22 protein-coding genes and 1 other RNA gene are annotated in these 21,428 nt (G+C 69.7%); 9 read left to right on the top strand and 14 right to left on the bottom strand.

The genetic code is table 11. The features are described 5' to 3' along the window. Window positions 1-373 precede the first annotated feature (373 nt). From AB4Y83_RS15030 to AB4Y83_RS15055, 6 genes are all read right to left on the bottom strand, one after another. Window positions 374-1,189, bottom strand: a complete 816-nt coding sequence (locus tag AB4Y83_RS15030; RefSeq protein WP_442274622.1) for a GAF and ANTAR domain-containing protein — start codon at window positions 1,187-1,189, stop codon at window positions 374-376. Between the two features lie 407 nt (window positions 1,190-1,596). Continuing rightward, window positions 1,597-2,298 carry an ANTAR domain-containing protein gene (locus tag AB4Y83_RS15035; protein ID WP_442274623.1) on the bottom strand — a complete coding sequence of 234 codons (702 nt, stop codon included), beginning with the start codon at window positions 2,296-2,298 and terminating at the stop codon, window positions 1,597-1,599. A 1,303-nt stretch (window positions 2,299-3,601) separates the two neighbouring features. Further along, window positions 3,602-4,216 (bottom strand): DUF3618 domain-containing protein, encoded by a 615-nt coding sequence (locus tag AB4Y83_RS15040; RefSeq protein ID WP_442274624.1) that lies wholly within the window; start codon window positions 4,214-4,216, stop codon window positions 3,602-3,604. Further along, window positions 4,213-4,776: a phage holin family protein gene (locus AB4Y83_RS15045; RefSeq protein WP_442297375.1), complete on the bottom strand. Its 564-nt coding sequence runs from the start codon at window positions 4,774-4,776 to the stop codon at window positions 4,213-4,215. Before AB4Y83_RS15045 ends, AB4Y83_RS15040 begins: the two co-directional genes overlap by 4 nt. Beyond that, on the bottom strand, window positions 4,776-5,597 hold the full coding sequence (locus tag AB4Y83_RS15050) for a hypothetical protein (protein WP_442297376.1): 822 nt from the start codon (window positions 5,595-5,597) through the stop codon (window positions 4,776-4,778). The genes AB4Y83_RS15045 and AB4Y83_RS15050 overlap by 1 nt, the downstream gene beginning before the upstream one ends. 438 nt (window positions 5,598-6,035) lie before the next feature. Then, window positions 6,036-6,704, bottom strand: a complete 669-nt coding sequence (locus AB4Y83_RS15055; RefSeq protein ID WP_442274627.1) for an HAD family hydrolase — start codon at window positions 6,702-6,704, stop codon at window positions 6,036-6,038. Window positions 6,705-7,129: 425 nt separating this feature from the next. Here AB4Y83_RS15055 and AB4Y83_RS15060 point away from each other — a divergent pair, with 425 nt between their 5' ends. Both AB4Y83_RS15060 and AB4Y83_RS15065 read left to right on the top strand, forming a co-directional pair. Then, entirely contained in the window at window positions 7,130-7,873 is a 744-nt protein-coding gene (locus AB4Y83_RS15060) for an ANTAR domain-containing protein (RefSeq protein WP_442274628.1), read from the top strand. 531 nt (window positions 7,874-8,404) lie between these two features. Further along, complete coding sequence (locus AB4Y83_RS15065) at window positions 8,405-8,599, top strand: hypothetical protein (protein ID WP_442274629.1); 195 nt, start codon at window positions 8,405-8,407, stop codon at window positions 8,597-8,599. 152 nt (window positions 8,600-8,751) lie between these two features. On the opposite strand, the gene AB4Y83_RS15070 is transcribed toward AB4Y83_RS15065, so the two are convergent. Then, the gene (locus tag AB4Y83_RS15070) at window positions 8,752-9,933 is read right to left on the bottom strand and encodes a zinc-dependent alcohol dehydrogenase (protein WP_442274630.1); all 1,182 of its coding nucleotides are present in this window, start codon (window positions 9,931-9,933) and stop codon (window positions 8,752-8,754) included. A gap of 362 nt (window positions 9,934-10,295) precedes the next feature. Between AB4Y83_RS15070 and AB4Y83_RS15075 the strand changes: the two genes are divergently transcribed. From AB4Y83_RS15075 to AB4Y83_RS15090, 4 genes are all read left to right on the top strand, one after another. Continuing rightward, window positions 10,296-10,517: a YdeI/OmpD-associated family protein gene (locus AB4Y83_RS15075; protein ID WP_442297377.1), complete on the top strand. Its 222-nt coding sequence runs from the start codon at window positions 10,296-10,298 to the stop codon at window positions 10,515-10,517. A gap of 568 nt (window positions 10,518-11,085) precedes the next feature. Beyond that, window positions 11,086-11,409 carry a hypothetical protein gene (locus AB4Y83_RS15080; protein WP_442274632.1) on the top strand — a complete coding sequence of 108 codons (324 nt, stop codon included), beginning with the start codon at window positions 11,086-11,088 and terminating at the stop codon, window positions 11,407-11,409. Continuing rightward, window positions 11,385-11,675 (top strand): DUF2231 domain-containing protein, encoded by a 291-nt coding sequence (locus AB4Y83_RS15085; protein WP_442274874.1) that lies wholly within the window; start codon window positions 11,385-11,387, stop codon window positions 11,673-11,675. The genes AB4Y83_RS15080 and AB4Y83_RS15085 overlap by 25 nt, the downstream gene beginning before the upstream one ends. A 5-nt stretch (window positions 11,676-11,680) precedes the next feature. Next, a complete protein-coding gene (locus tag AB4Y83_RS15090; protein ID WP_442274633.1) occupies window positions 11,681-11,935 on the top strand; it encodes an ANTAR domain-containing protein in 255 nt (84 codons plus the stop codon). A gap of 59 nt (window positions 11,936-11,994) precedes the next feature. Here the strand turns inward: AB4Y83_RS15090 and AB4Y83_RS15095 are convergent, their stop codons facing one another. Together AB4Y83_RS15095 and AB4Y83_RS15100 are read right to left on the bottom strand one after the other, a co-directional pair. Continuing rightward, complete coding sequence (locus tag AB4Y83_RS15095) at window positions 11,995-12,852, bottom strand: NAD(P)H-hydrate dehydratase (RefSeq protein ID WP_442297378.1); 858 nt, start codon at window positions 12,850-12,852, stop codon at window positions 11,995-11,997. 16 nt (window positions 12,853-12,868) lie between these two features. Continuing rightward, complete coding sequence (locus tag AB4Y83_RS15100) at window positions 12,869-13,657, bottom strand: histidine phosphatase family protein (protein WP_442274635.1); 789 nt, start codon at window positions 13,655-13,657, stop codon at window positions 12,869-12,871. 653 nt (window positions 13,658-14,310) lie between these two features. On the opposite strand from AB4Y83_RS15100, the gene AB4Y83_RS15105 reads away from it, so the two are divergent. Next, a complete protein-coding gene (locus AB4Y83_RS15105) occupies window positions 14,311-14,748 on the top strand; it encodes a tyrosine-type recombinase/integrase (RefSeq protein WP_442274636.1) in 438 nt (145 codons plus the stop codon). On the opposite strand, the gene rnpB is transcribed toward AB4Y83_RS15105, so the two are convergent. Next, an RNA gene (gene rnpB / locus AB4Y83_RS15110) (RNase P RNA component class A) lies at window positions 14,742-15,137 on the bottom strand. The two genes, AB4Y83_RS15105 and rnpB, sit on opposite strands and share 7 nt — an antisense overlap. Window positions 15,138-15,259: 122 nt before the next feature. Continuing rightward, a complete protein-coding gene (locus tag AB4Y83_RS15115; protein WP_442274637.1) occupies window positions 15,260-17,059 on the bottom strand; it encodes a PP2C family protein-serine/threonine phosphatase in 1,800 nt (599 codons plus the stop codon). An 81-nt stretch (window positions 17,060-17,140) separates the two neighbouring features. On the opposite strand from AB4Y83_RS15115, the gene AB4Y83_RS15120 reads away from it, so the two are divergent. Beyond that, window positions 17,141-17,524 carry an ATP-binding protein gene (locus tag AB4Y83_RS15120; RefSeq protein WP_442274638.1) on the top strand — a complete coding sequence of 128 codons (384 nt, stop codon included), beginning with the start codon at window positions 17,141-17,143 and terminating at the stop codon, window positions 17,522-17,524. Between the two features lie 33 nt (window positions 17,525-17,557). Here the strand turns inward: AB4Y83_RS15120 and AB4Y83_RS15125 are convergent, their stop codons facing one another. From AB4Y83_RS15125 to AB4Y83_RS15135, 3 genes are all read right to left on the bottom strand, one after another. Next, window positions 17,558-17,950 (bottom strand): STAS domain-containing protein, encoded by a 393-nt coding sequence (locus AB4Y83_RS15125; RefSeq protein WP_442274639.1) that lies wholly within the window; start codon window positions 17,948-17,950, stop codon window positions 17,558-17,560. Window positions 17,951-18,023: 73 nt separating this feature from the next. Beyond that, window positions 18,024-18,770 (bottom strand): spermidine synthase, encoded by a 747-nt coding sequence (locus AB4Y83_RS15130; protein ID WP_442274640.1) that lies wholly within the window; start codon window positions 18,768-18,770, stop codon window positions 18,024-18,026. A gap of 4 nt (window positions 18,771-18,774) precedes the next feature. Then, a complete protein-coding gene (locus AB4Y83_RS15135) occupies window positions 18,775-20,412 on the bottom strand; it encodes a peptide chain release factor 3 (protein ID WP_442274641.1) in 1,638 nt (545 codons plus the stop codon). A 176-nt stretch (window positions 20,413-20,588) separates the two neighbouring features. On the opposite strand from AB4Y83_RS15135, the gene AB4Y83_RS15140 reads away from it, so the two are divergent. Then, window positions 20,589-21,377, top strand: a complete 789-nt coding sequence (locus tag AB4Y83_RS15140; RefSeq protein WP_442297379.1) for a hypothetical protein — start codon at window positions 20,589-20,591, stop codon at window positions 21,375-21,377. Window positions 21,378-21,428: the final 51 nt, after the last annotated feature.

Below are 21,428 nucleotides of genomic sequence, written 5' to 3' on the forward strand. Positions count from 1 at the left end.
GAGGAGGAGCAGGACTGGTTCCCGAAGGTCCGCGAGGGCCTCGGGCGCAAGCAGCTGCAGGAGCTCGGCGAGGAGCTGCTCGCTGCCCGGAAGAAGGCACCGCGCCGTCCCGAGCAGCCCAGCGCGATGAAGAAGGCCATCGACGCGGTTGTCTCCTGACCCAACCTGAGCGAACGTCGGAGAAGTCCCCCTTTGAGGAGAGTCCATGAGCGGCCAGATTCCCCCGGTCCCCATCGAGACCGAACCCAGCAGTCCCTGCGATTGCGACAACTGCCCTGCGGACTGCACGTGTGACTCGTGCTCATGTGAGGACTGCACGTGCTCAACATGTAGCCACGCCGCGTGACGATCTGTCGGGCCGGCTGACAACGCGTCAGTTTCCCCCCGGCGCCTTGGTTTCCGGTTGGTCCGCACCCGCAGGCTGCTCGCGACGCCCCTCGCACTCCCCGGGGAGTCGCCCGGCGACGCGCAGGACCTCGGCGACGTCGTGCAACTTGATGTTGCCGTCCTGCGAGAGCCGTCGAAGGTAGGCAAATGCCGCTTCAGGAGTCATCTGGTAGCGCTCCATGAGGATCCCGATCGCTTGCCCGATCTCCTGGCGGGTCACCATGGCCGTTTCGAGTTGAGCCACCTTCTGCGCCATCGCAATGGTGGCTCCGATGTGCACGGCAACACCCCGCGCCATGTCAATCTGTCGGTCCGAGGGACCAGTAGCCTCCTCGAAGCTCAGCGTGAGGACTCCCACCGGTCGGCCGTCCCACACGAGCCGAGAAGCCAGCACTGATGCCAACCCACTTCCGGGAAGCTCCTCGGCGAGCCGAGCCCACGGATGGGGGCGCTCGTCTGCCGACCGCAAGAGGGCCGTCCCGCACTTCCCGCGCAATGCGGACACGCTAGGGCCTTCACCCACGCGTTCTTCGAGATGAGCGAGGCAGCGCGCCTGCTCGGTCGTCGCCAACAGCAGGCTGCTCACGCCACCGCGCTGGACGAGACGGATCGAGGCGTGCTGTGCAACAGGAGATGCCTGGAGCCCGTCAGTGAGCACGGCGCAGAGTGTCAGACGCTCGCTCGTCGGATTGGTGCGGGCCGTGTCCGGAGACATGTGCAGCGACTTAACGCCCCTCACAAGGTTGTCTTGCGGGGGCATCGCGCGGTCGCGAGCGGTGTTCAACTCGGGAAAAATGGACATACAGATCACCGGAGTCGTCTTTGACGGCCATGGCTTCCCTCGCGCCTTGAAGGTGCCGTCATCGACCCAGACCGTCAGGCGTGGCGGTTCAGACCAACGTGTCCGTCATTGCACTGGATTTTACTCGGCAGATACTCAGTGCGGGGCGAGGCCTCACGGGGAGTCGTATGACCGTGCCGCGGTATCCCCGTTTCGAGCGAGCTTTGGGCACGTGCCCGCGTACGGCGGGAGGTTCATGATCCTTCGCTTCCTCGCTCTGGTCGATGGGGAGGGCGGCGGCGCCGTCGCCCCCATCGATGTCGCGGCTCCAGACCTACTCCAGCAATGCAATACCAAGGGGGCCCTGCCGGTGCAGGCTCATCACCTGCGGAGCGCCGGTCGTGATGCGGACGGGCCGCCGTCGTGGCTCATGCCTCACCGGTGAACGCACTGACGATCGCCCGAGCCAGTGCCACCACGCTCGTACCCGCCTGCGCGGCAGCCCGGTACAGACGTTCCTCTGCGACGTGGGCCTCGATCCCGCGCGAACTGACGAGCAGGCCCACGGCCTGGTCGACGTACGCCTGGCCCTTCAGCCTCTCCGGACTCCGGACTGCTTCGAGTCGGGTCGAGAACGAAAGGTCGGCGTTGGACACGACGCCCGGAGCCCAACCGCCAAAAAGCCTCGCGAGCTCACTCTCCTGTCCTCGGAAGGATGAGGCGTGGCCGCCATAGAGATTGACACCTCCCGTCACTATCCCCTCCTCCCCGAAGGGGATTGACAGGGTGCTGCGGACACCTGCCGCCGCGGTCGCCTGAGCGAAAAGCTGCCAGCGCCCCTCGTCGAGGAGGTCTTCGACATCGGTCCCCACGATCTCGTCGTCGACGACCGCCTCGACGCATGGCCCCCCGTCGACGTACTGAACCGCGTCCATCACGGCGACCTCCAGACCCGTGGCGACATACGTCAGTACGAGCTGCTCGGCCACCAGTGTCAGACTCAGACCGACCAGCGTCGGGATCTTCTCCTTGGCCGTCGCGGCCACCTCCGCCAGGTCCCCACGAAGGTCACTGTCTCCGAACCGTTCCAGCTCCGACAGGGCTTCATCCGTTTCGGGTATCGGCTCCATCGCCGTCCGTCACCTCCTGCGTCCTCGACGTCATCACCCGCGGCGCGCCTCACGCGCACCTGTGCGTCACGTGCCCATCGGCCGCCCATCCAAACCCGCACCAGTCGCGATCGTGACCGCCTGGCGCCGCAACGGAAACCAGGCGGCTACCGGCCGCCGCAGCATTTCTGGAGGACGCTGGGTACGTTCGAGTGCGCTCGTAGCCCTCCGGCAGAAGAGCGATCGCAAGGCTCACCAGGTCCTGCCGGACCTCGGCGAGACGTGCGGCCTCGAGGTGATGTCGACGTGGGAGCACCGAGAACTACCCACGGTCCCGCGCGTGGGGCACTGGCTCGGCTGCGCTTCGCACGACCTCGGGCCAGAGTGTTTGACGATGGTGAGATCGGGTATCGAGCCCATGTGGTTTCTGACGAGTACCGCCCCGTGAATGAACTCAGCATTCGGGAGCTTGTAGCCGAGCTGGCCCGCGTTGAGGACCGGCTCCGGGATCAGGCGCATCACGCTGGGCCGCACCCCCTTCCGGGCCAAGTAAGCCGCGAGGCCGCTCTCAGGCGGCGTGAGCGTGCGTTGCTCGCGGAGCTGAGAGTCCGCCGCAGCGGTCCCTCCGCCCAGACGGCCGCACAGGGCCAGGGTGTGGCTCCAGTGGCCGCCGACGTCCACGGATCCGCGACACAGTAAGGGGGTGGCTCGGCCCCCAGCATGAGATCTACCGAATTGCGGTCCCCGCCCCTTGAAGGTCGACACGGGAAGGCCGCAGGCGACGAGCCTGCACGCCGGCCACAGTCGGCTCCCAACGTTCACATGTGGGTAGCCCGTCAGCAACCGGACCGGGCGCGCAATCGCCGGCAGACCAGTAGGCGTACACGCAGATCACACAGAAACGGAGAGGTCAGAGACGTTCTTGTCCGACGTTGATGACCACGGATGCGCATGACTGATCCAACAGAGCAAGCACATTCGCCTACGTGCTCCTTCTGTGGCGCGAGCCGTTCATCCACGGCAGTCCCGTACCACGACGCGGACAACGACTTCGCCGTCTACACGTGCGCTTCCTGCGGCCAGCAGTTCGAGAGCTGGTCGTCGCAGTCGGCGGCCGATCAACCCGCGCACACTCTCGGTCACGACACCGACTAGGTCGTCACACGAGCACACGGTCCTGACCCACCGAACCGACGTCGACTACGCCCCGTCGGTCCAAGGGGTCCGTGCGTGGGCGAGCCGGAGCCGCCGCTGGCCTTGCTGCACAGGTGCAGGGGGCGACCGATGGTCACGGCCGCCCCCTGCACGCTGACAGTTCTGGAGATCACCCCTGCGGTGGGTTCTTGACGGCGTCGGCGGACTCGGAGGCGCTCTCCCGCACGTCGGCGGCGGCGTGCGCGCCCTCGTCCTTGACGTCCTGGGCGGCCGATTGAGCCGTCTCCTTGACCGACTGCACGGCGTCCTGTGCCGGCTGCTTGAGGTGCTCTGCCGACTCGCTCGCCACGTCCTTGGCCACCGCCTGTGCCTGCTGCACCACGGGCTCGGCCTTCTCCTTGACCGTCTCAGAGAGGCGGCGCTCCTTCTCGGACGCCGGGAGCAGGGACCCCAGGAGCCATCCGGCGCCGAGCGCAATGACCCCGGCTGCGAGGGGGTTGCCCCGCGCCTTGCGCTGCACGGTATTGCCAGCATCGCTCGCTGCCTCACCGACACCGTGGGCCAGACCCGAAGTCCTGTCCCCGGCGTCGGTCGCGGTCCCCATGACCCGCTCTCGCAGGGCCGCGGCACTTCCCTTGACCTTCTCGGCCTGGCGGTGGGCGACCTGTCCCGGGCTGACGGACTCACCCAGAGCGTTGACGTCGCGGCTCAGGTTCTCCCGCGTGCGCTCGATGTCCGCCCGGATCGCGTCCGGGTCGTTGTTGGTCGGGTAGTTCGTGCTCATCGTTCCTCGTTTCCCTTCAGCGCGTCCGGCACCCGCTTGGCGGTCTCCGTCGTGCGCGGTAGTCCTTGGATCTCCTTGGTCGTGCGCCTGCCCATCGCCGCGAGAACCGCGCCGAGGACGGCCCACACGGCCATGACGATGACCGCAGCCCAGCCTCGGTCGTCGAGGGCCCTCGAGAGCCACTCCCACACGGCCAGCGACAGGAAGAGGAGCGCCATCCAGCCGGAGATGGCAGCGCCACCGAACATGCCGGCGGCCTTGCCTGCTCGCGAGGTGGACTCACGCACCTCGGCCTTGGCCAACTCCACCTCCTGGCGGAGGAGCGTGCTGAGCCCTTGGCTGATGTCAGCCACGAGCTCGCCGATGGAGGCGTGCTCGGCCTTCTCGTGCGAGCTCTCGTAGGCGGCGCCGGAGGTCGCGTATGCGGTGTCGCCGGGGGCACTGGTGAACGACGGGTCCGTCGTGGTCACCGATGGGTCCGCGCCGGCGTACGGGGCAGCTGCGGACGCGCCGGACGGGCCCGCATCCCTCCCCGAGCCGCCTTCCGGCCACGTGCTCATCAGCGCACCCCGCTCTGGCCTTCGGTGTAGCTCTCGTCGAGCGGGTCGGACGTCACGCCCCCCGTCGCCGAGGTCACCGCGTGCGTGTCGCTGTCGCGTACACCAACGGTGTAGGGCTCGCGCCGCACTGGCGATTCGGAAAGCGAGGCCGCCGCCGTCGAGGACACGCCAGACGAGAGCCGCGGAGTCCCGGGGCTCGCGCCAGTGGTCGACCGCGTCGGGGTCTCGGTGCCGGATCCGCCACCGCTCTCGGCGGTGAGTCCCCGCGTCAGACGTCCGCCAACGACTCCAAGGACAGCGGCACCGAGCAGGAAGGCGCCAGGTCGCCGACGCGCCAGGGAACGCAACTCCTCCAACATGTCACCCGGCTGGCGGTTCTCGAGCCAGTCGGCGGCCGACGCAGCACGGTCCGCGGCTTGCCCGGCCGCCTCCCCCGCCACGCCCTTCTGCGAGGAACTCGAGGCCATCTCCCGCAGCTCGTCCGCGAGGGAACGCAGCCCACTCGCCGCTCGCTCACCCTGCACGGAGGCCTGGTCGTCGAGCTCACCGCGAAGCTGGGTGAAGAGCTGGCGCAGCTGTGTGGCCGCCTCCGATGCGACGTCCTTGGCGCCCGATGCCGCTGTGTCGGCGACGTGACGGCTGCTGTCCGCAGCGTCTGCGGCCACGGACTTGGCCTCGGTCTTGACACTCGTGTCTCCGCCGGTGAAGCCCCCGGACGCTGACGTCGCGCCGGAGTGTGGGCCGCCATCAGCGGTGGAGGGCGACGTGGTGCCGACGGTCAGGTCGTCCGGCACGGTCGTCTCGTACGGTCGTTCAGTCATGGGTCTGGTTTCCTTCCATGGTCGCGCGACTGGGCAGGCCCCTTGCTCGAGCTGCCCGGTCGAGCCGGTGTTGCTAGTCACCGGATACCCAGCCCAAGGCCTCCCAAGCACGTTCGGACACGTGGGTGCGAACTGGTCTGGAACGGGTATGTCAGGCGGTTCACCGGCAGTACCGCCGGGCAGGGATTCGACGTCTGGCGCGTCATGCGAGCGACCTCGCGCTGTCGCGAGAACGACGGGGGCACAAAGGATCCCGAACGCTCCGGGGGCCGCTGGGCCATGAACATGCGTTGGAGGATGACGGCGTAGACGAGCCGTCCGGACTGTGCAAAGGCGATCCCGGGCCATGCCTGCTAGACCTAGAGCTGTTTGCGCACCCCAGCCATTTTCGGCGGTCGCTCACCCCGCGTTGGAGGCCTGAGTCGGCGACCCGCCTGATCAGAGGTCTTGGGCAGACTGGGACGGGAGGCGCTCGATCAGCCCATCCGCGACGGCCTGCGCCAGCTGCGCCGGACCCTCGAATACGTGGGCCGCTCCGGCATCGAGCAGCTCAGCCTCACTGAAGCCACCCGTGAGAAGGCCGACCGACGGCATGCCCGCGGATTGCGCAGCCTGAGCATCCCAGGTGGCGTCACCGACCATGAGTCCGGCCGAACCGCCGACCCTCGACAGTGCCACCTGCAGCAGGTCGGCGGCCGGCTTGCTCTCGTCGGCGTCGTCCGCGGTCGTCCATGCGTCCGCCAGGGACTGGCCGTCAAAAAGACGCAGGAGCGTCTCGACGTGCTGCCGCTGTCCAGAGCTGACCAAGACGAGATGGTGGCCGCGATTCTTCACCGCCTCGAGGAGCGCGCGCGTCCCATCGAAGGGCCGGACCTCCCCGATGAGCCTGTCGAACTCCTGTGTCCACCGATCACGCAACGCGTCACCGAGCCGCTGCTCTGCTTCGGCACCGGCAACGTGTGCGACGAGCTTGTCGCCCCCCATTCCCACCGCACGGTGGATCCGCCACACAGGCGGGAACAGCTCGACGTGCGCGAACGCCCGTGTCCATGCGAGCGCGTGGTGGTAGTTGCTGTCGACGAGTGTGCCGTCGACGTCGAGGATCACGTGTCCGTCAGGCAGTCGACGTACCCATGGCCGTCGCACTTCCCCGTGGCGCCCGCCAATGTGTCCGCCACCCGTGTCGTGCCCGCCGAAGGCATGGGTGGGCGTCATGCCTCGTCCCATCATCGCGGGCACGAACACGGCACGAGAGGGTCGGGACTGGCCGCCTCTCCGCCGCCCCGGCACCGAAGAGGTCGAGAAGTCCAGCCCCGACGTGAGAGGAATCGGTCAGACCCATAGAGGTTGTCGCCGGGCTTCACGGGTCAGGCCTGGAGGTCCCGGCGTAGTTCTCGCACGCTGATGGGTATAGACGTCTTGGTTCGGCAGCTGCCGTTCGATCCCGGTGGCCACTGTCGTCAGTGGCTCTCCGGCGATCCCGTCCCTACGTCTCTCGCTCGCGCTCAACGCGGTCGGGACCGGAGCTACTCATGAGTGACACCACCACCGACCAGAACCTCCCCCAGCACCTGCGCGCCGTGGCCGAGGACTTCGAACGCCTTGGACAACAGCTCGGCCGAACCGACGCCAAGAACGCCTTTGCCGCACTGACCCGACTCGCGGCCGAGCGGGTGTCCGGAGCGCGAGCCGTGAGCATCACCACGCTCAGCCATGACCGGTTCGTCACGGCTGCCGCATCCGACGATGTGGCGAGACAAGCGGACGCAATCCAGTACGAGCTCAACTCGGGACCGTGCGTGGACGCCATCGTCGAGCACACCATCTACCAGCCTCGAGACCTCGCGACGGACGAACGGTGGCCTGCCTACGGTCGGCGCGTGTCCTCCGAGCTGGGTCTCCGCAGCATGCTGTCCTTCCGGATGAACCTCGAAATGGCCGGGATTGTCGCGGGGCTCAACTTCTATGCCGATGAGCCAGATGCATTCGACGACCACGATCTCGCCGAGGGGCTCCTGCTCACCACCCACGGAGCACAAGCCGTCACGGCGGCGCACCTACGCGACAGAGTTGCGAACCTTGAGCGAGCCCTGAACTCGAACCGGGACATCGGGACTGCCGTGGGCGTCCTCGTCGCTCAGCACAGGCTGACCCGCGACCAAGCCTTCGACCTGCTGCGCATCGCCAGTCAGAACACGAACCGCAAGCTGCACGACGTGGCCCTCGACGTCATCGACACCGGCGCTGTCGACGTGACGCCCCACGGCCACCCGTAGGCCGCCCAGGGCGACCCGATTCCGTCACCTCACCGTGGGAAGGGAGCCATGCCCTTCGCCAACCGGCACTTCGTCATCCCTGCCGACGCTCGAAGCGGTCGAGCACGGCCGTCACGGCGCGGACCACGTCACGCCCGAGGAAGCCCGCCTGCTCGTCCTGGAGCGAGGCGCCCGACCGAGGCCGGTCAGAGGCTTGAAAGTGGATGAGTCGGCCGATGCCGCTCCGTCCGTCGCACCCATATGTGGCCCGGAGGACGTTCGCCCAGTGAGGCACCGGCGCAGATCAGGACAGGTCGCCGCCGACGATCAGCGCCGGGCCACCATTCTTTTCCACCTCGCGTTCGAGCGAGAGGCCGATCTTGAGTGCCACTCGTTAAGAGGCGAGATGGTCCGGACGAATGATTGCGATCAGATGCTCAACCCCGGAGTCCCGAGCAGCATCCCGCACTGCCGAGGCCGCTGCCGCGGCATACCCCTGATGGCGCAGTTCGGCCAATCCCTCCGATCGGCCGGGACCTCTATGGTCCAAAGATGGAAGAGATCACGATCCCTTGCCCGACCGACGGCTGCGACGGTGAGGTGACGGTCACGGCCGAGCCGATCATGTCCGGAACCGAGTGGGCCATCCAGCTCGTCGGTCTGGAGCCTGCCGTTCGGTGCTCCAGACGCTGCAAGCCACCGCGCGAGCTCGAGGATGCGGTGAGGGCAACGCTTCAAGCCGGCTGAGTGCCAGCCCCGGCGCCAGCCTTGCTGCCCTCGTGGGCCGGCAAGCGCAGTGTCCCGTGCTCGCCGCTGGGTGACGATCGCGTACAGCTGGCATCCATGACAGTGAGCCTCGCCCGTCGTTCGGGCGAGGCTCACTGTCCGCGCCTCACGACTCAGGGCTTCAGCTGCACCTTGATGTACCCGTCCCGCTTCTCCTGGAACGCCCTGTAGGCGTCTGGTGCTTCCTCGAGCGGTAGGCGATGGGTTGCAAAGTCGTCCACGCCGAGCGGGTCGTCGTCCGAGAGCAGCGGCATGATCTCGTCGACCCACCGCTTGACGTTGCACTGGCCCATACGGAGCTGGATCTGCTTGTCGAAGAGCGTCAGCATCGGCATGGGGTCCGCTGCTCCCCCATAGACGCCACTCAGTGAGATGGTGCCGCCACGGCGGACGATGTCGATCGCCGAATAGAGCGCTCCGAGCCGATCCACCCCCGCCACCTGCTGGATAGGGGCAGCGATGAAGCGTGGGAGGAGACCGGCGGCCTTCTGAACGGCCTTGGTCGCAGGTGAGCCGTGAGCTTCCATGCCCACGGCATCGATGACCGCGTCGGGGCCACGGCCCTGCGTGAGGTCCCGGATGACGTCGCCGAGATCGTCACCGTGGTGCTCCAGGTCGACCACCTCGACCCCGCGCGCCGCCACCCGGGCCAAGCGGTCCACCACCAGGTCGACGCCGATGACGCGGTATCCCTTGTGCACAGCGATGCGACAGGCGAAATCACCGACAGGGCCCAGGCCCAGGACCACCACCGTGCCACCGTCGGGAACCGCGGCATACTCCACCGCCTGCCAGGCGGTGGGCAAGATGTCGGAGAGGTAGGCGAAGCGGTCGTCCGGCGGTCCCTCGGGCAGCTTGATGTGGGTGAACTGAGCCTGCGGCACGCGCAGGTACTCAGCCTGCGCGCCGGGGACCTGACCGTAGAGCTTCGTGTAGCCGAACAGCGCGGCTCCGGTGCCCTGCTCACGGACCTGAGTGGTCTCGCACTGGGTGTAGAGCTGCGCGGAGCACATCCAACAGTGCCCACACGACATCTGGAACGGGATGGCGACGCGGTCGCCCACTTTCAAGTCCCCGGTCGCGCCGCCCACCTCCTCGACGATCCCCATGGGCTCGTGACCGATGATGTCGCCCGGCGTCATGAACGCTGCCAGCGGCTCGTAGAGGTGCAGATCAGATCCACAGATGTTGGTGGTGGTCATGCGCACGATCGCGTCAGTCGGCTCCTGGATCCGTGGATCCGGCACCTCTTCGACGCGGACGTCCTTCTTGCCTTGCCAGGTGACTGCTCGCATGTGTCTGCTCCAGTGGTGTCGGGGTCGTGCCAGTCCCCTTCCCATTGAGCACCCGACGTAACGCACCGGCCTGTTGCGGGCCCGGCCGACAGCGAGAGATCGATTGAGATCGTCCAGAGGCCCGATGGCGGTGCGGCCTGCCAAACTGCCGACTCGGCGGCTCTCGTTGGTGACAGCGACGCCTCTACCGTGATGTCCCAGAGCGGCTGAGCCGGGTACGGAGCCACATGCCCCTCGTCCCGACCATCTTGGAGGAGAAGTCGTGAGCTCTCCTACGCCTAGCACCTCCACGTTCGAGACCACATTGACCGCGAGCGGCCACAACACCGGCAGCCGGACTGGCCGGTGAGGACGCGATCCGAGTGACGCTCACCGTCGCCAGTTCTCCCCGTACTGTCGAGGTGCCCACCGACTTCGCGGCCGCCCTGGACGCTAACGAAGGATCACGTCAGTTCTTCGACGCCCTGTCCAACAGCCTCCAGCACTACCACGTGGACACCTTCAACGCGGCGAAGTCGTCCGACACCCGGCAGCGGCGCATTGACAAGTCAGTCGCCCTGTTCCTCGAGGGCACGCGCCGATAGCAAGCCCGCCCGGGCGAAGAAGTGCGTGTCCGTCGGACCGGGCATGAGGGCCGTGACCGTGACGCCGGTGTCGCGCAGCTCATGGCGGACGGCTTAGGCGAAGGAGGGCAAAGGCCTTGGATAGGGCATACGTCGCGTACCAGGGGCCTGGCATGGTGGCCGCGACGGAGGTCGTCGTCCAGAGGGGTGTCCACGAACGGTCCTGCCACGCCGACACCGGCGATGAGCGCGAGGACGTCGACGGGACGACCGAGGGACCGCACCTGCGTCACGCGGGTCTCGACTCCCTCCGCGGTGGCCAGGTCGGCTCGCACGGGGACGATGCGGCGCCGGCCCGTGTCGTCGCCCGACACCAGATTCTCTGCGGCCGGCCAGGTGCAGGCCGATGCCGCTCGAGGTCCCGGTCACGACGGCGAGGGGTGCCGTCCCTCCCGGTGCGTCCCTGCCTCCGTCGTAGGGTCGGTGTCGGTCATGGCGGTTCCTCCTCGGTCTCGGACCCGGCCCGTACCCATCCCGTGAGGAGCCACGCCTCAGCGTCACGTTCTCGGGTCCCGGGTACGTGTGGTTCATGGAAGACACCGAGAACGTCATGGGCCCGCACACCACCACGGCGACGGCGCTCGTCGAGAGGATCGTCGAGGGACGGCCGTCGCTCGACGGCGTCGCTCGGCTCCTGCAACCGGTGGCCGCAGCAGCCCGAGGGCGTGACACGTGGAGGAGCCTGGTGACAGGTGAGGTCGTGGGGCATGCCGCCCACCCGTTCCTGACCGACCTGCCCATCGGCTTCTTCAGCTCGGCGACGTTGCTCGACCTCGTGGGAGGTCCCGGAGCCGAGACGCGGCCCGCCGACTCGTCGGGGCTGGCCTCATCTCCGCGCCGGCCGCTGCCCTGACCGGCCTCGCGGAGTACGCATCACTGACCGAGCGTCCCCGTCGCGTAGCGGCCGTCCACGCGGCCCTCAACGTCGCCTCGTTGGGGTTGTATGCCGTCTCGTGGGCGGTGCGGCCGCGGCGCCGGTCCGCGGGAGTGGCGTTGGGCCTGGCCGGCCTCTCGGTCTCCGGTGTGTCGGCCTACCTCGGCGGGCACCTCGCGATCGGCGAGAAGATCGGCACGACAACGGTATCCGGTGATTCGCCGGGGTCGGGCGAGCGTGCCTGACCGTCGTGGCCCCGCAGGCGTTCAGGGCTCTTGACGGCTTCCAGCTGGGACTGGAACGAGAGGTCCGCGTTGGCCACGGCACCGGGTGCCCAGGCGCCGAAGAAGTCGGTGTTCTCGTCGCCCAGCACACGCTGGCACGTGACCAGGCGTTCGACCTGCTGCGGATCACCAGCCAGAACACGAACCGGAAGCTGCACGACCTCGCCCTCGACGTGATCGACACGGGCGCCCTGGACGTCACCCCGCACGGCCGGCCGTAGGACGAGCCCTCCCGGCATACCCGCACCCCCGGCGGCCACCCGATCCCACCGTGCGCTCGCTAACCGGTCTCGAAGCGCTGCAGCACCGTCGGCACGGCGCCGACCACGTCTCGCGCCAGGAAGCCCGGCCGTTCGCCCTCCAGCGTCTCGCCGGCGCGCCCGTGCAGCCACGCCACCCAGACCGCCGCCTGCTCGGGTGTCGCCCCCCTGGCGAGCAGCCCGGCGGCCACGCCGGCCTTGACGTCGCCCGACCCTGCCGTCGCCAGTCCGGAGGGCCCCGAGTCGCAGGACCACGACTCGCCCCGCGGACGCGCGACGTACGAGATCTCTCCCCCGCCGAGGACGACTGCGTCGGTGCCGTCGGCCACCGCGCGGACCGCTCCGAGCAGGTCGTCCGACACGGCCTCCTCGGGTCGGTCCAGAAGGGCCGCCAGCTCCGTGACGTTCGGGGTGAGCAGCGCCCTGCCTGTCAGATGACGTATGCCGTCGAGCCGACCTGTGAGGTACGCCGTGCCCAGGGCGTCGAGGACGAGCTGGGTGTCGAGGTAGGGAATGATCTGCGCCGCAAAGAGATTCGCACTCTGCGGATGTCCCAGACCTGGGCCCAGAAGGACCACGTCGGCGTCGGACGCCAGCTCGAGCACCCGGTCGGCCCCGGCGACGGCCAGCTCGCCGTCATGCAGCACCGGCAGCCCCACGACGAAGGACTCGGGAAGCGCCACGGCCAGGGTCGTGGCGCTGTCGGCGGCGGTGGCCACCTGCACCTTGCCGGCGCCGACGCGCAGTGCGGCCTCGGCAGCGAGCAGCACAGCCCCCGGCGTCTGCCGAGCCCCGCCCACGACCAGCACCGTGCCGCGTTCGGACTTGTCACCTCCGGGATCCGGCAGCCGCCAGCCTCGCAGGAGCCCGTCATCCACCCGGACGGGATGTTCCTCAGCCACCGGCCCGCCTCCTCTCCGGGGCAGCCGTCGGTTCGGTGGCGGTCGGCTCGTGGGTCTCCTCGACGGCAGCGTCCTCGAGATGGCCGACGTCGGCGAAGGACTCCAGCTCCAGACCTCCGCCCGAGCGCCCCCGGTAGCGGGTCAGGGAGCAGTTGGCGAGAGGTTGCGACCGGTCCAGGTCGAGCAGCGTCGTCTCGTCGAGGCCCTCGAGGGCGAGGCGGAAGCTCATGATGACGGCCTGGTGGGTGAAGACCCAGACACTGCGGCCTGCCTGCGTCAGGGCAAGGTCAAGGAGGAGGTGACGCACCCGGAGGGCGACGTCGGTCCAGCTCTCGCCGCCGGGCGGACGGTAGTAGAACTTGCCGAGCCGGGACCGTCGCTCGGCCTCCTCGGGATGGCTCGACCGGATCCCCGCGCCGGTGAGCCCGTCGAAGACCCCGAGGTCACGCTCGCGCAGCCGTTCGTCCCAGGTCGGCTCCATCCCGATGGCCTGGGCGACGATGCGTGCCGTGCTGGCCGCCCGGAGGTACGGCGAGCTGAGCACGACGTCGGGGCGGCGCGTCTCGGTCGCGGCGACGTGCTGCGCCAGCACCGTGGCCTGTCGTTCGCCGCGCTCGGAGAGCGGCGTGTCGGGGTCTCGGGTATCGAGGTCGAGATGGCCCGCACCGGCCTCCCGGGCCCGGGCATCGGCGACGTTGCCGACGCTCTCACCGTGGCGGACCAGGACGAGCGCGTCCATCGTGCCGGCGAGCGGCCCGGCGGCTGCCCGGCCCAGACTCATGCCGTGCCCCCTTCGGCTCGGGGCAGGACTTCAGGCGCAACGTCGGGAGAGGGAGTCTGCATGCCAGACAGGTACCCGCGGTCACAGCCGCAAAACGTTCGCGTGCCCGACCCGACCGTGACGGTCGTGTGAACGTTCGACAGATGGCTTTCGGCTCCGGGTGCCCGGTGGCAGGTTCAGGATGGCGGAGCCGGTCTGAAAGCACAGGGCCGGCTCCGCCTGAGCGGCAAGGGACGCCACGCACCTCGGCCGGGCTCCGGCTTCACACCTACGTGCTCCGGCGCGGTGAGCTCGGGCGCGCCGACGTCCTGCCGGCTCAGAGGTCGTGCGGATGCCGATGTCGAGCCGACGCGCTCATTCGCAGCTCACCGCTGACCGCGTCGAGCCCTCGAACCTGATCGACCCCGACCGCGCGGTCGTGACGCTGCCACAGACGAACGAGACGTCGCACCAGGGCGGGTCCCTGGTCCTGGTGGACGGAGTAGCCGAGCGCGGAACCGGCCGGATGTGGCGTGTAGAGGACGAGGACGACACGCATCGGCTCCTGTCGCTCGTCATGAGGAGCGCCGAGGCACCGCAGCTCGCTGACGCGTCCCGCTCGCACGCCGTCAGCCGACAGCACATCGCGTCCGATGACGGTGCTGACCCCACCCATGTCGCAGGCCAGCGTCCGAGTCGTCCCGTTGCCGACGGTCGTCGCCAATGCCCTCCGGGCGCACCTCGAGGCCTACCCCTCGACCACCCTCGTCTTCACGAACAACGTCGGCGCCCCACTGCGCCGGTCAGCCTTCGGGACGGGATGGAACCGAGCCCTCAAGCAGGCCGGCGTCCCAGCCATCCGCCTCCACGAGCTGAGGAACTACTACGCCTCGCTGCTCATCCGTCACGGAGAGTCGGTCAAGACCGTTCAGGCCCGTCTGGGCCAGGCCAGCGCCAGCGAGACGCTCGACACCTACAGCCACCTCTGGCCCGACAAGGACGAGCGCACTGGGCCGCTGTCGACGGAGTCCTCCGAAATTCTGCGGACTTGTTGCGGACTTCCGGGGATGACCAAACACATCACCGCAGGTCAGAGGCCTGTAAGTGGATGAGTCGGCCGATACGCCGGGTTCTGTTCCGCGTCCCCGTTACCGGTGACGTGGCGACGGCCATCCATCTAGGCCGACCATTGCTGGCCGGCTCGAGCGTCCTACCCGCGCACTCGACCGGGCCGGTCTCCTCGGCGCCCGAGGGCGCCATGCATACGCTGTCTGGACTTGCTCCGGGTGGGGTTTACCGAGCCGCTCCAGTCACCTGGAGCGCTGGTGGTCTCTTACACCACCGTTTCACCCTTACCGGCCGCCGAAGCGGCCGGCGGTCTGTTCTCTGTGGCACTGTCCCGCGGGTCACCCCGGGTGGCTGTTGGCCACCACCCTGCCCTGTGGAGCCCGGACGTTCCTCGGCAGGGCCGAGGCCCTGACGCGACCGTCTGGCCGACTCATCCGCGCACCAGCATAGGGGCGTATGCCGTCCGCTGCGTCCGCGCCCACCGGCGAGCCACTCCCGGGGGCCGGCATCTCGAACCGGCCACTCCCCCGGCGCCGACGCGGACCGCCGGTCCGCTCAGATGACGCGGCGAAACGCCAGGACGGCAACGTCGTCGTGCCGGTCCGGGTCGGAGACCGCCTCCGTCAGCTCGTCGAGGACCTCGTCGAGGTCGGTGTCGTCGTCGGCGCCGGTGAGCAGCTCCTCGGCGGCAGCCTGCAGGCGCTTGAGCCCGATGTCGATGCTTTCTCCGCGGCGCTCGACGAGGCCGTCGGTGTAGAGCAGGAGCAGGTCCCCGACGGCGAAGGGCACCCGGGCCGAGGCTCGGGGGACCTCACCGAGGCCGTGGACCGGCGAGCCGTCCTCGCTGACGAACCGGGTGCGACCGCCCTGGACGAGCAGCGGCGGCGGGTGCCCGGCGACGACGACGGCGAGGTCGTCCCGCTCCGGCTCGAAGAGCAGGTAGACGGACGACGCCATCTGGGTCGGCGGCTCGGTCGCCATGAAGCGGTCCATCGCACCGGCGAGCGCCTCCGGCTCCGGATCCTGGGTCGCCAGCACCCTTGCAGCAGAACGCATCTTCGAGCCCGCGACAGCCGCGTCGACGCCACGGCCCATGACATCGCCGAGGACCACCGTGACCCGGCCGCCGTCGAGCCCGCTGACGTCGTAGTAGTCACCACCCACGTCGGTGCGCCCCGCCTGTCGGTAGACCGTCCCGATCTGCCAACCGGGGATCTCGGGCAGGTCCTGGGGCAGCAGCGTCGCCTGGAGCACGGACGCGACACGGCGCGTCTGGGAGTAGAGGTCGGCGTTGTCGATGGCCAGACCGGCCCGTCGGGCCAGGTCCTCGGCGAAGGCGACGTCGTCGCGCGTGTAGCGACGACCGGACTCGGCCGCCACGAAGGTCAGCACCCCGAGCACCCGGTCCTTGGCCATGAGCGGCACCGTCATGGCGCTTCGCAGTCCGAGCTCCCGCGCCACCCGGAGGTGCTCCTCGTCGCGGGCCGCGGCGACGAGCATCTCGTCGGTGACGTTGTCGATGAGCAGGCTCTTCCCGGTGCGCGCCACCTGGGCCGCCCCTCCCGGCCGCTCGGGGTCGGAGGGCCATCGGGTCTCGAGCTCCTTGGCGAGCTGCACCTTGTCGGGGTCGACGTGCGCGACGGCGAGGGTCCGCAGGACACCGTCGTCGACCATCTGGACCGAGCACCAGTCCGCGTGCGTCGGCACGGCGAGCGAGGCGACCTGGCGCAGCGTCTGCCGGTAGTCGAGGGTGGTGGCGAGCGCCTGCGAAGCATCGGCCAGGAACTCCAGCTGGGCCGCTCGGGTCGCGCTCTGCGCCTCGGCGCGAAGGCGAAGCATCGTCTGCGCGCACATGTCCGCCAGCACGCCCAGCACCCACACCAGATCCGGGTCGACCGGTCCGACGAGCCCGTCGAAGCGGAAACCCACGGCCCCGATGGGCGAGCCGTCGGCTCGGGAGATGAGCGGCAGCGTCACCGACGACCGCTCCGCGCCGTCATCGAGCTCCGGGTAGCGCTCGAGGAGCTCGGCCCGGCCCGTGACCGACACGATCTGGGTGGTCCGGACGGCGTCGGTGAGCGGCGATCGGGCGTCGAGCTCGAGGCTGGCCCACTGCCGGGCCTCGGACGCGGTGAGGCCGTGGGTGGCGATGGTGCGCAGACGCGTCGGGCCGTCCTGGACCGCCAGGACGGCGCGCGAGGCGCCCACGACGGACGACGCACGCTCGGTGATGGTCTCGGTGAGCTCCTCCAGCGTCGTGGCAGCCGCGACCTGGGCCGCGATGCCCGCCAACGCCGCCAGCCTCGGGGCGACCGACGCACGGCTCGCCGCCGGGCTCTGCCATGGCGCGTTCATGGGGTCATCCTGACAGCCGAAGGGCTTGGGCAACCACAGATGCCGCAGAAGTGGGAGCATGCAGAGGTGAGGGGTCAAGGGGTGGCCAGGGGACGCGAGCTCCGTCGTGTCGAGTTCGGCCCTGACGACCTGCGTCGCGTGCGTGAGATCGTGCGGGCGATCGCGGGCGAACGCATCCCGGACCGGGCCGACAACGCCGTGCTGGCCGTGCACGAGATCGCGGTCAACAGCATCGTCCACGGCGGCGGTCACGGCGTCCTCCTCATCGACGAGACGGCTGACTCGCTCGTCTTCACGGTCGAGGACGACGACGGCACTGGGTCGGTGCCGGAGGTCCTCGCGCTCGACGACGAGTCGACGAGCGGCCGCGGGCTGTGGATCGCGCAGCGGCTGAGCGATCGGTTGACCATCGAGGCCCGCCCCACGCGTACACGCATCGGCGTGCACCTGAGACTGGCGTCCTGAGCCGACCGGGTCCCGGGAGGGCGGACCGTCAGGTCAGGATCGGTCCGCGTCGACCCGGTCCGGATCCACGCCGTCCGCTGTCTCGGCGGGAGCAACCTCGACGGGCGCGACGTCGACGTCGGGTGCCTCGACGACGTCGAGGACCTGGTCGAGGTGCATCAGCCTGACGAGCCGCAGGGTGATGTCGCCGCAGACGAGCTGGAGGCGGGCGTCCGCCGCCACGACGCGGTGGTAGAGCCCGATGATCGCCCCGAGACCCGAGGAGTCGAGGAAGGTGACGGCGCGCAGGTCGACGACCACCGCGGCGCCCTGTGTCACGGCGATCTCCTCGAACGCTGCCCGCACGTCCGGCACGGTGTACGTGTCGATCTCGCCCGCGAGCCGGGCAGTCGTGACGGCGCCGTTGACCGAGACCGTGACGCTCATCGAACCTCCTGGGACGTCGGTGTCCTAGCCCATACGTTAGGACGACTTCGGCTGGTGTGGGAGCAGATGTGGCTCAACCGGTGGTCTGGCGCTCGACCGCACTGGTCGCCACGTAGACGCTGTTGGACGAGGTGCCTCCCGTGAGGGGGTTCGCGAAGGACACCTCGTGCGCGGCGACGTCGGCGAAGACCTCTGCCAGCAGGGCCGTGAAGGCGTCGTCGGGCGGGTCGTCGGACCACAGCGCGAAGACCCCACCGGGGTGCAGCGTCGCCGCCAGACGCGAGAGGCCGTCCCGGGTGTAGAGGTCCGCGTGGCTGGGGTGGAGCACGTGGTGGGGCGTGTGGTCCACGTCGAGCAGCACGGCATGCAGCAGGGTCGGCGCGTCCCCGAAGCCCTGGCCCTGACGCGCCAGGGCGAAGAAGTCGCCCTCGAGCAGCGAGGTCCTCGGGTCGTCGATGAGGGACGCGGTGTCGGGGAGCAGCTGCCGCTCGTGCCACGAGATGACGGGTCCGAGCGCCTCGACGACGGTCAGGGAACGCACCCGGGCGTCCTCGAGCGCCGCCAGGGCCGTGTAGCCGAGACCGAGCCCGCCGACGACGACGTCGAGGCTCTCGTCGTCGCCACCCCCCTCCCCCACGGCGGCGAGCCCGAGGCGGGCCAGCTCGACCTCCGCGACCGTGAAGAGGCTCGACATGAGGAACTCCTCGCCGAGCTTCACCTCGTAGACGTCGACGAGCAGCGACGGCTCGAGCCGGCGACGGAGGCTGATCTCGCCCATCGGCGTCTGCTGCCAGTCGATCTCCTCGAAGCGCCGGCTCACGACGTCAGCCGAAGATCGGGGTGAGTGAGCCGGCCGGCAGGTCCTTCTCGACGGACGCGAGGCGCCACTTGTCGGCGAAGACGGCGACGTGCAACCCGTCCTCGCGCGTCAGCGACTCGGCCCCGGGCCGGCTGTCGACGATCGGCATCGCGGCCGCCGTGACGGCACGCGCCACGGAGTAGCCGAGGGGCTCGAGGCGGATCGGCGAGCCGAACTCGTGCTCCATCCGGTGCTTGGCGACGTCGAACTGCATCGGACCGACGGCCGCGAGCACCGGCGCCTGCGCACCGCGCCGGTCGGAGTGCAGCACCTGGACGACGCCCTCCTCGCCCAGCTGCTCGATGCCCTTGCGGAACTGCTTCTGCTTGCCGGTGACCGCCGCGCGGGCGACGGCGAAGTGCTCCGGAGCGAAGAGCGGGATGCGGGGGAAGGCGACCTTCTCGTCGGCGAACAGGGTGTCGCCGACCCGGAGGGCGTTGGCGTTGACGAGGCCGATGACGTCGCCCGGGAAGGCCTCGTCGAGCGTCGACCGGTCGCGGCCGAAGACGCTCTGCGCGTACTTCGTCGCGAAGGGACGGCCCGTGTCGGCATGCGTCACGACCATCCCGCGCGTGAAGCGGCCCGAGCACACCCGGACGAACGCGAGCCGGTCGCGGTGCGCCTTGTCCATGCCCGCCTGGATCTTGAAGACGAAGCCCGAGAAGGGAGCCGACACCGCCCGGGGGTCGCCGGAGCGGTCGGGTCGGGCCCCCGGGGCGGGGGCGAGCGTCACGAGGGTGTCGAGCAGCTGGCGTACGCCGAAGTTGAGGACGGCCGAGCCGAAGAGCACGGGCGAGGCCGCGCCCGAGAGGAACAGCTCGAGGTCGAGGTCGTGGCCCGAGGAGCGGAGCAGGTCGTACTCCTCGACCGCGTCGGTCCAGACCGAGCCCAGCAGCTGCTCGGCCTCCTCGGCGGGCATCCGCGTCGTGATGGCCTCGGTGGCGCCGCCGGGCGTACGCGTGAACTGGACGAAGTCGCCCGTCGCGCAGTCGAGCACGCCGTGGAAGTCGCCCGCGACGCCGACCGGCCAGGTGAGCGGCATCGGGTGCAGGTCGATCCGGTTCGTCAGCTCGTCCATGATCGCGAGCGCGTCCAGACCGGGCCGGTCCCACTTGTTGACGACCGTGATGACGGGCACGCCACGCGCCCGGCAGACCTCGAAGAGCTTGAACGTCTGGGGCTCGATGCCCTTGGCGGCGTCGACGAGCATGACGGCGGCGTCGACGGCTGCGAGCACCCGGTAGGTGTCCTCGGAGAAGTCCGCGTGACCGGGGGTGTCGAGCAGGTTGATGACCGTGCCGTCGTAGGCGAACTGGAGCACGGCGGAGGTGATCGAGATGCCTCGGTCCTTCTCCATCTCCATCCAGTCGGAGACGACGCCGCGCCGGTTGCCCTTGCCGTGCACCGCGCCAGCCTCGCCGATGGCGCGCGCGTGCAGCGCGAGCGCCTCGGTCAGGGTCGACTTGCCGGCGTCGGGGTGCGAGATGACGGCGAAGGTGCGGCGTCGGGCCGCCTCCTCGGCGACGGCTCCCCCGTGGTGTTCCGCACCGTCGGGGTCTCGGCGGTCCGCGAGCTCGCGGTCGTGCAGGGCGGTGGCGTCCATGGTCCTCCAGTGATCGCCCCGAGTCTGTCACCGTCGGGCCCGATCGCCCGAATCGGCACCGGCCGCCAGACCGCCGGCGCGAGGTGACCCGAGTCACACCTCGCCGATCCCGTCAACGATCCGGGGCCGTCGTTCGTCGTGCATGGGAGATGACGATCGCAACCGACCCCAGGACCATGACGCAACCGCTGACCGACGACCAGCCCGACACCCGACCCGGCTCCGTGCCAGACGCGGAGCCCGACGCACGGCCCGGAGCGAAGCTGCTCGACCTCTCCCTGACCCAGCTGCTCGGCGGCTCGATGGCCGCTGCCACGGCTGCCGCCCTCGGTTCGCGCCTCGGCGTCGTCGGCACCATCGCCGGCGCCGCGGTGCTGAGCATCATCTCGGCGATCGCAGCCAGCCTCTACACGAACTCGATGGCCCGCGCCAGGGAGGCCGTCGTGCTCGTCCGCTCGCGCCGCGGACCGGACGGCGTGGACGTCGAGGTCGTGCGGGAGACGTGGTGGCGCCGTCCCGATCGGGTGACCACGCGACGGGTCCTCGTCACGACCGGTGCCGTCTTCGCCATCGCCGCGGCCTTCCTCACCGGCCTCCAGCTCGCCACCGGCGCCCAGGTCACCGGCACGGACCTCGGAGGCCGCACCAGCGCGGGCGCCGTGGTCAACAGCCCGGCCGGCACCTCGGGTGACACCGCGCGCGACGGCACCTCCACCGACGGCGGCGCGCTCGACACGACGCCCACCGCACCCGCGACTCCGACCGGCACGGCGACTGCGCCCGCCGGGTCCACGGCTGGTCAAGCGACCTCCACCGGGACACCGTCCGCGACGACCCCCGCGACGCCGGCCACCCCGGCCGCTCCCGGCGGGGCGACAGGGTCGACCGACCCGGCCGCGCCCACGACCCCGGCCACGCCCGACTCGGGCGCGAGCACCCCGAGCGCCCCCGTCACCGCTCCCTGAGCATCCGAGCCACCTGCTGACGTATGCCGTCCGCCCCTCCGGGCGTGACGG

Origin of the sequence: Terrabacter sp. RAF57 (genome assembly GCF_052113925.1) — a bacterium.
In the GTDB taxonomy this organism is placed as follows: Bacteria; Actinomycetota; Actinomycetes; order Actinomycetales; family Dermatophilaceae; genus Terrabacter.

Excerpts from the sequence above, each read along its gene's own strand:
- AB4Y83_RS15030 (WP_442274622.1), bottom strand. The coding sequence starts at position 1,189 with ATGTCCATTTTTCCCGAGTTGAACACCGCTCGCGACCGCGCGATGCCC.
- AB4Y83_RS15035 (WP_442274623.1), bottom strand. The coding sequence starts at position 2,298 with ATGGAGCCGATACCCGAAACGGATGAAGCCCTGTCGGAGCTGGAACGG.
- AB4Y83_RS15040 (WP_442274624.1), bottom strand. The coding sequence starts at position 4,216 with ATGAGCACGAACTACCCGACCAACAACGACCCGGACGCGATCCGGGCG.
- AB4Y83_RS15045 (WP_442297375.1), bottom strand. The coding sequence starts at position 4,776 with ATGAGCACGTGGCCGGAAGGCGGCTCGGGGAGGGATGCGGGCCCGTCC.
- AB4Y83_RS15050 (WP_442297376.1), bottom strand. The coding sequence starts at position 5,597 with ATGACTGAACGACCGTACGAGACGACCGTGCCGGACGACCTGACCGTC.
- AB4Y83_RS15060 (WP_442274628.1), top strand. The coding sequence starts at position 7,130 with ATGAGTGACACCACCACCGACCAGAACCTCCCCCAGCACCTGCGCGCC.
- AB4Y83_RS15065 (WP_442274629.1), top strand. The coding sequence starts at position 8,405 with ATGGAAGAGATCACGATCCCTTGCCCGACCGACGGCTGCGACGGTGAG.
- AB4Y83_RS15070 (WP_442274630.1), bottom strand. The coding sequence starts at position 9,933 with ATGCGAGCAGTCACCTGGCAAGGCAAGAAGGACGTCCGCGTCGAAGAG.
- AB4Y83_RS15080 (WP_442274632.1), top strand. The coding sequence starts at position 11,086 with ATGGAAGACACCGAGAACGTCATGGGCCCGCACACCACCACGGCGACG.
- AB4Y83_RS15100 (WP_442274635.1), bottom strand. The coding sequence starts at position 13,657 with ATGAGTCTGGGCCGGGCAGCCGCCGGGCCGCTCGCCGGCACGATGGAC.
- AB4Y83_RS15105 (WP_442274636.1), top strand. The coding sequence starts at position 14,311 with ATGTCGCAGGCCAGCGTCCGAGTCGTCCCGTTGCCGACGGTCGTCGCC.
- AB4Y83_RS15115 (WP_442274637.1), bottom strand. The coding sequence starts at position 17,059 with ATGAACGCGCCATGGCAGAGCCCGGCGGCGAGCCGTGCGTCGGTCGCC.
- AB4Y83_RS15125 (WP_442274639.1), bottom strand. The coding sequence starts at position 17,950 with ATGAGCGTCACGGTCTCGGTCAACGGCGCCGTCACGACTGCCCGGCTC.
- AB4Y83_RS15135 (WP_442274641.1), bottom strand. The coding sequence starts at position 20,412 with ATGGACGCCACCGCCCTGCACGACCGCGAGCTCGCGGACCGCCGAGAC.
- AB4Y83_RS15140 (WP_442297379.1), top strand. The coding sequence starts at position 20,589 with ATGACGCAACCGCTGACCGACGACCAGCCCGACACCCGACCCGGCTCC.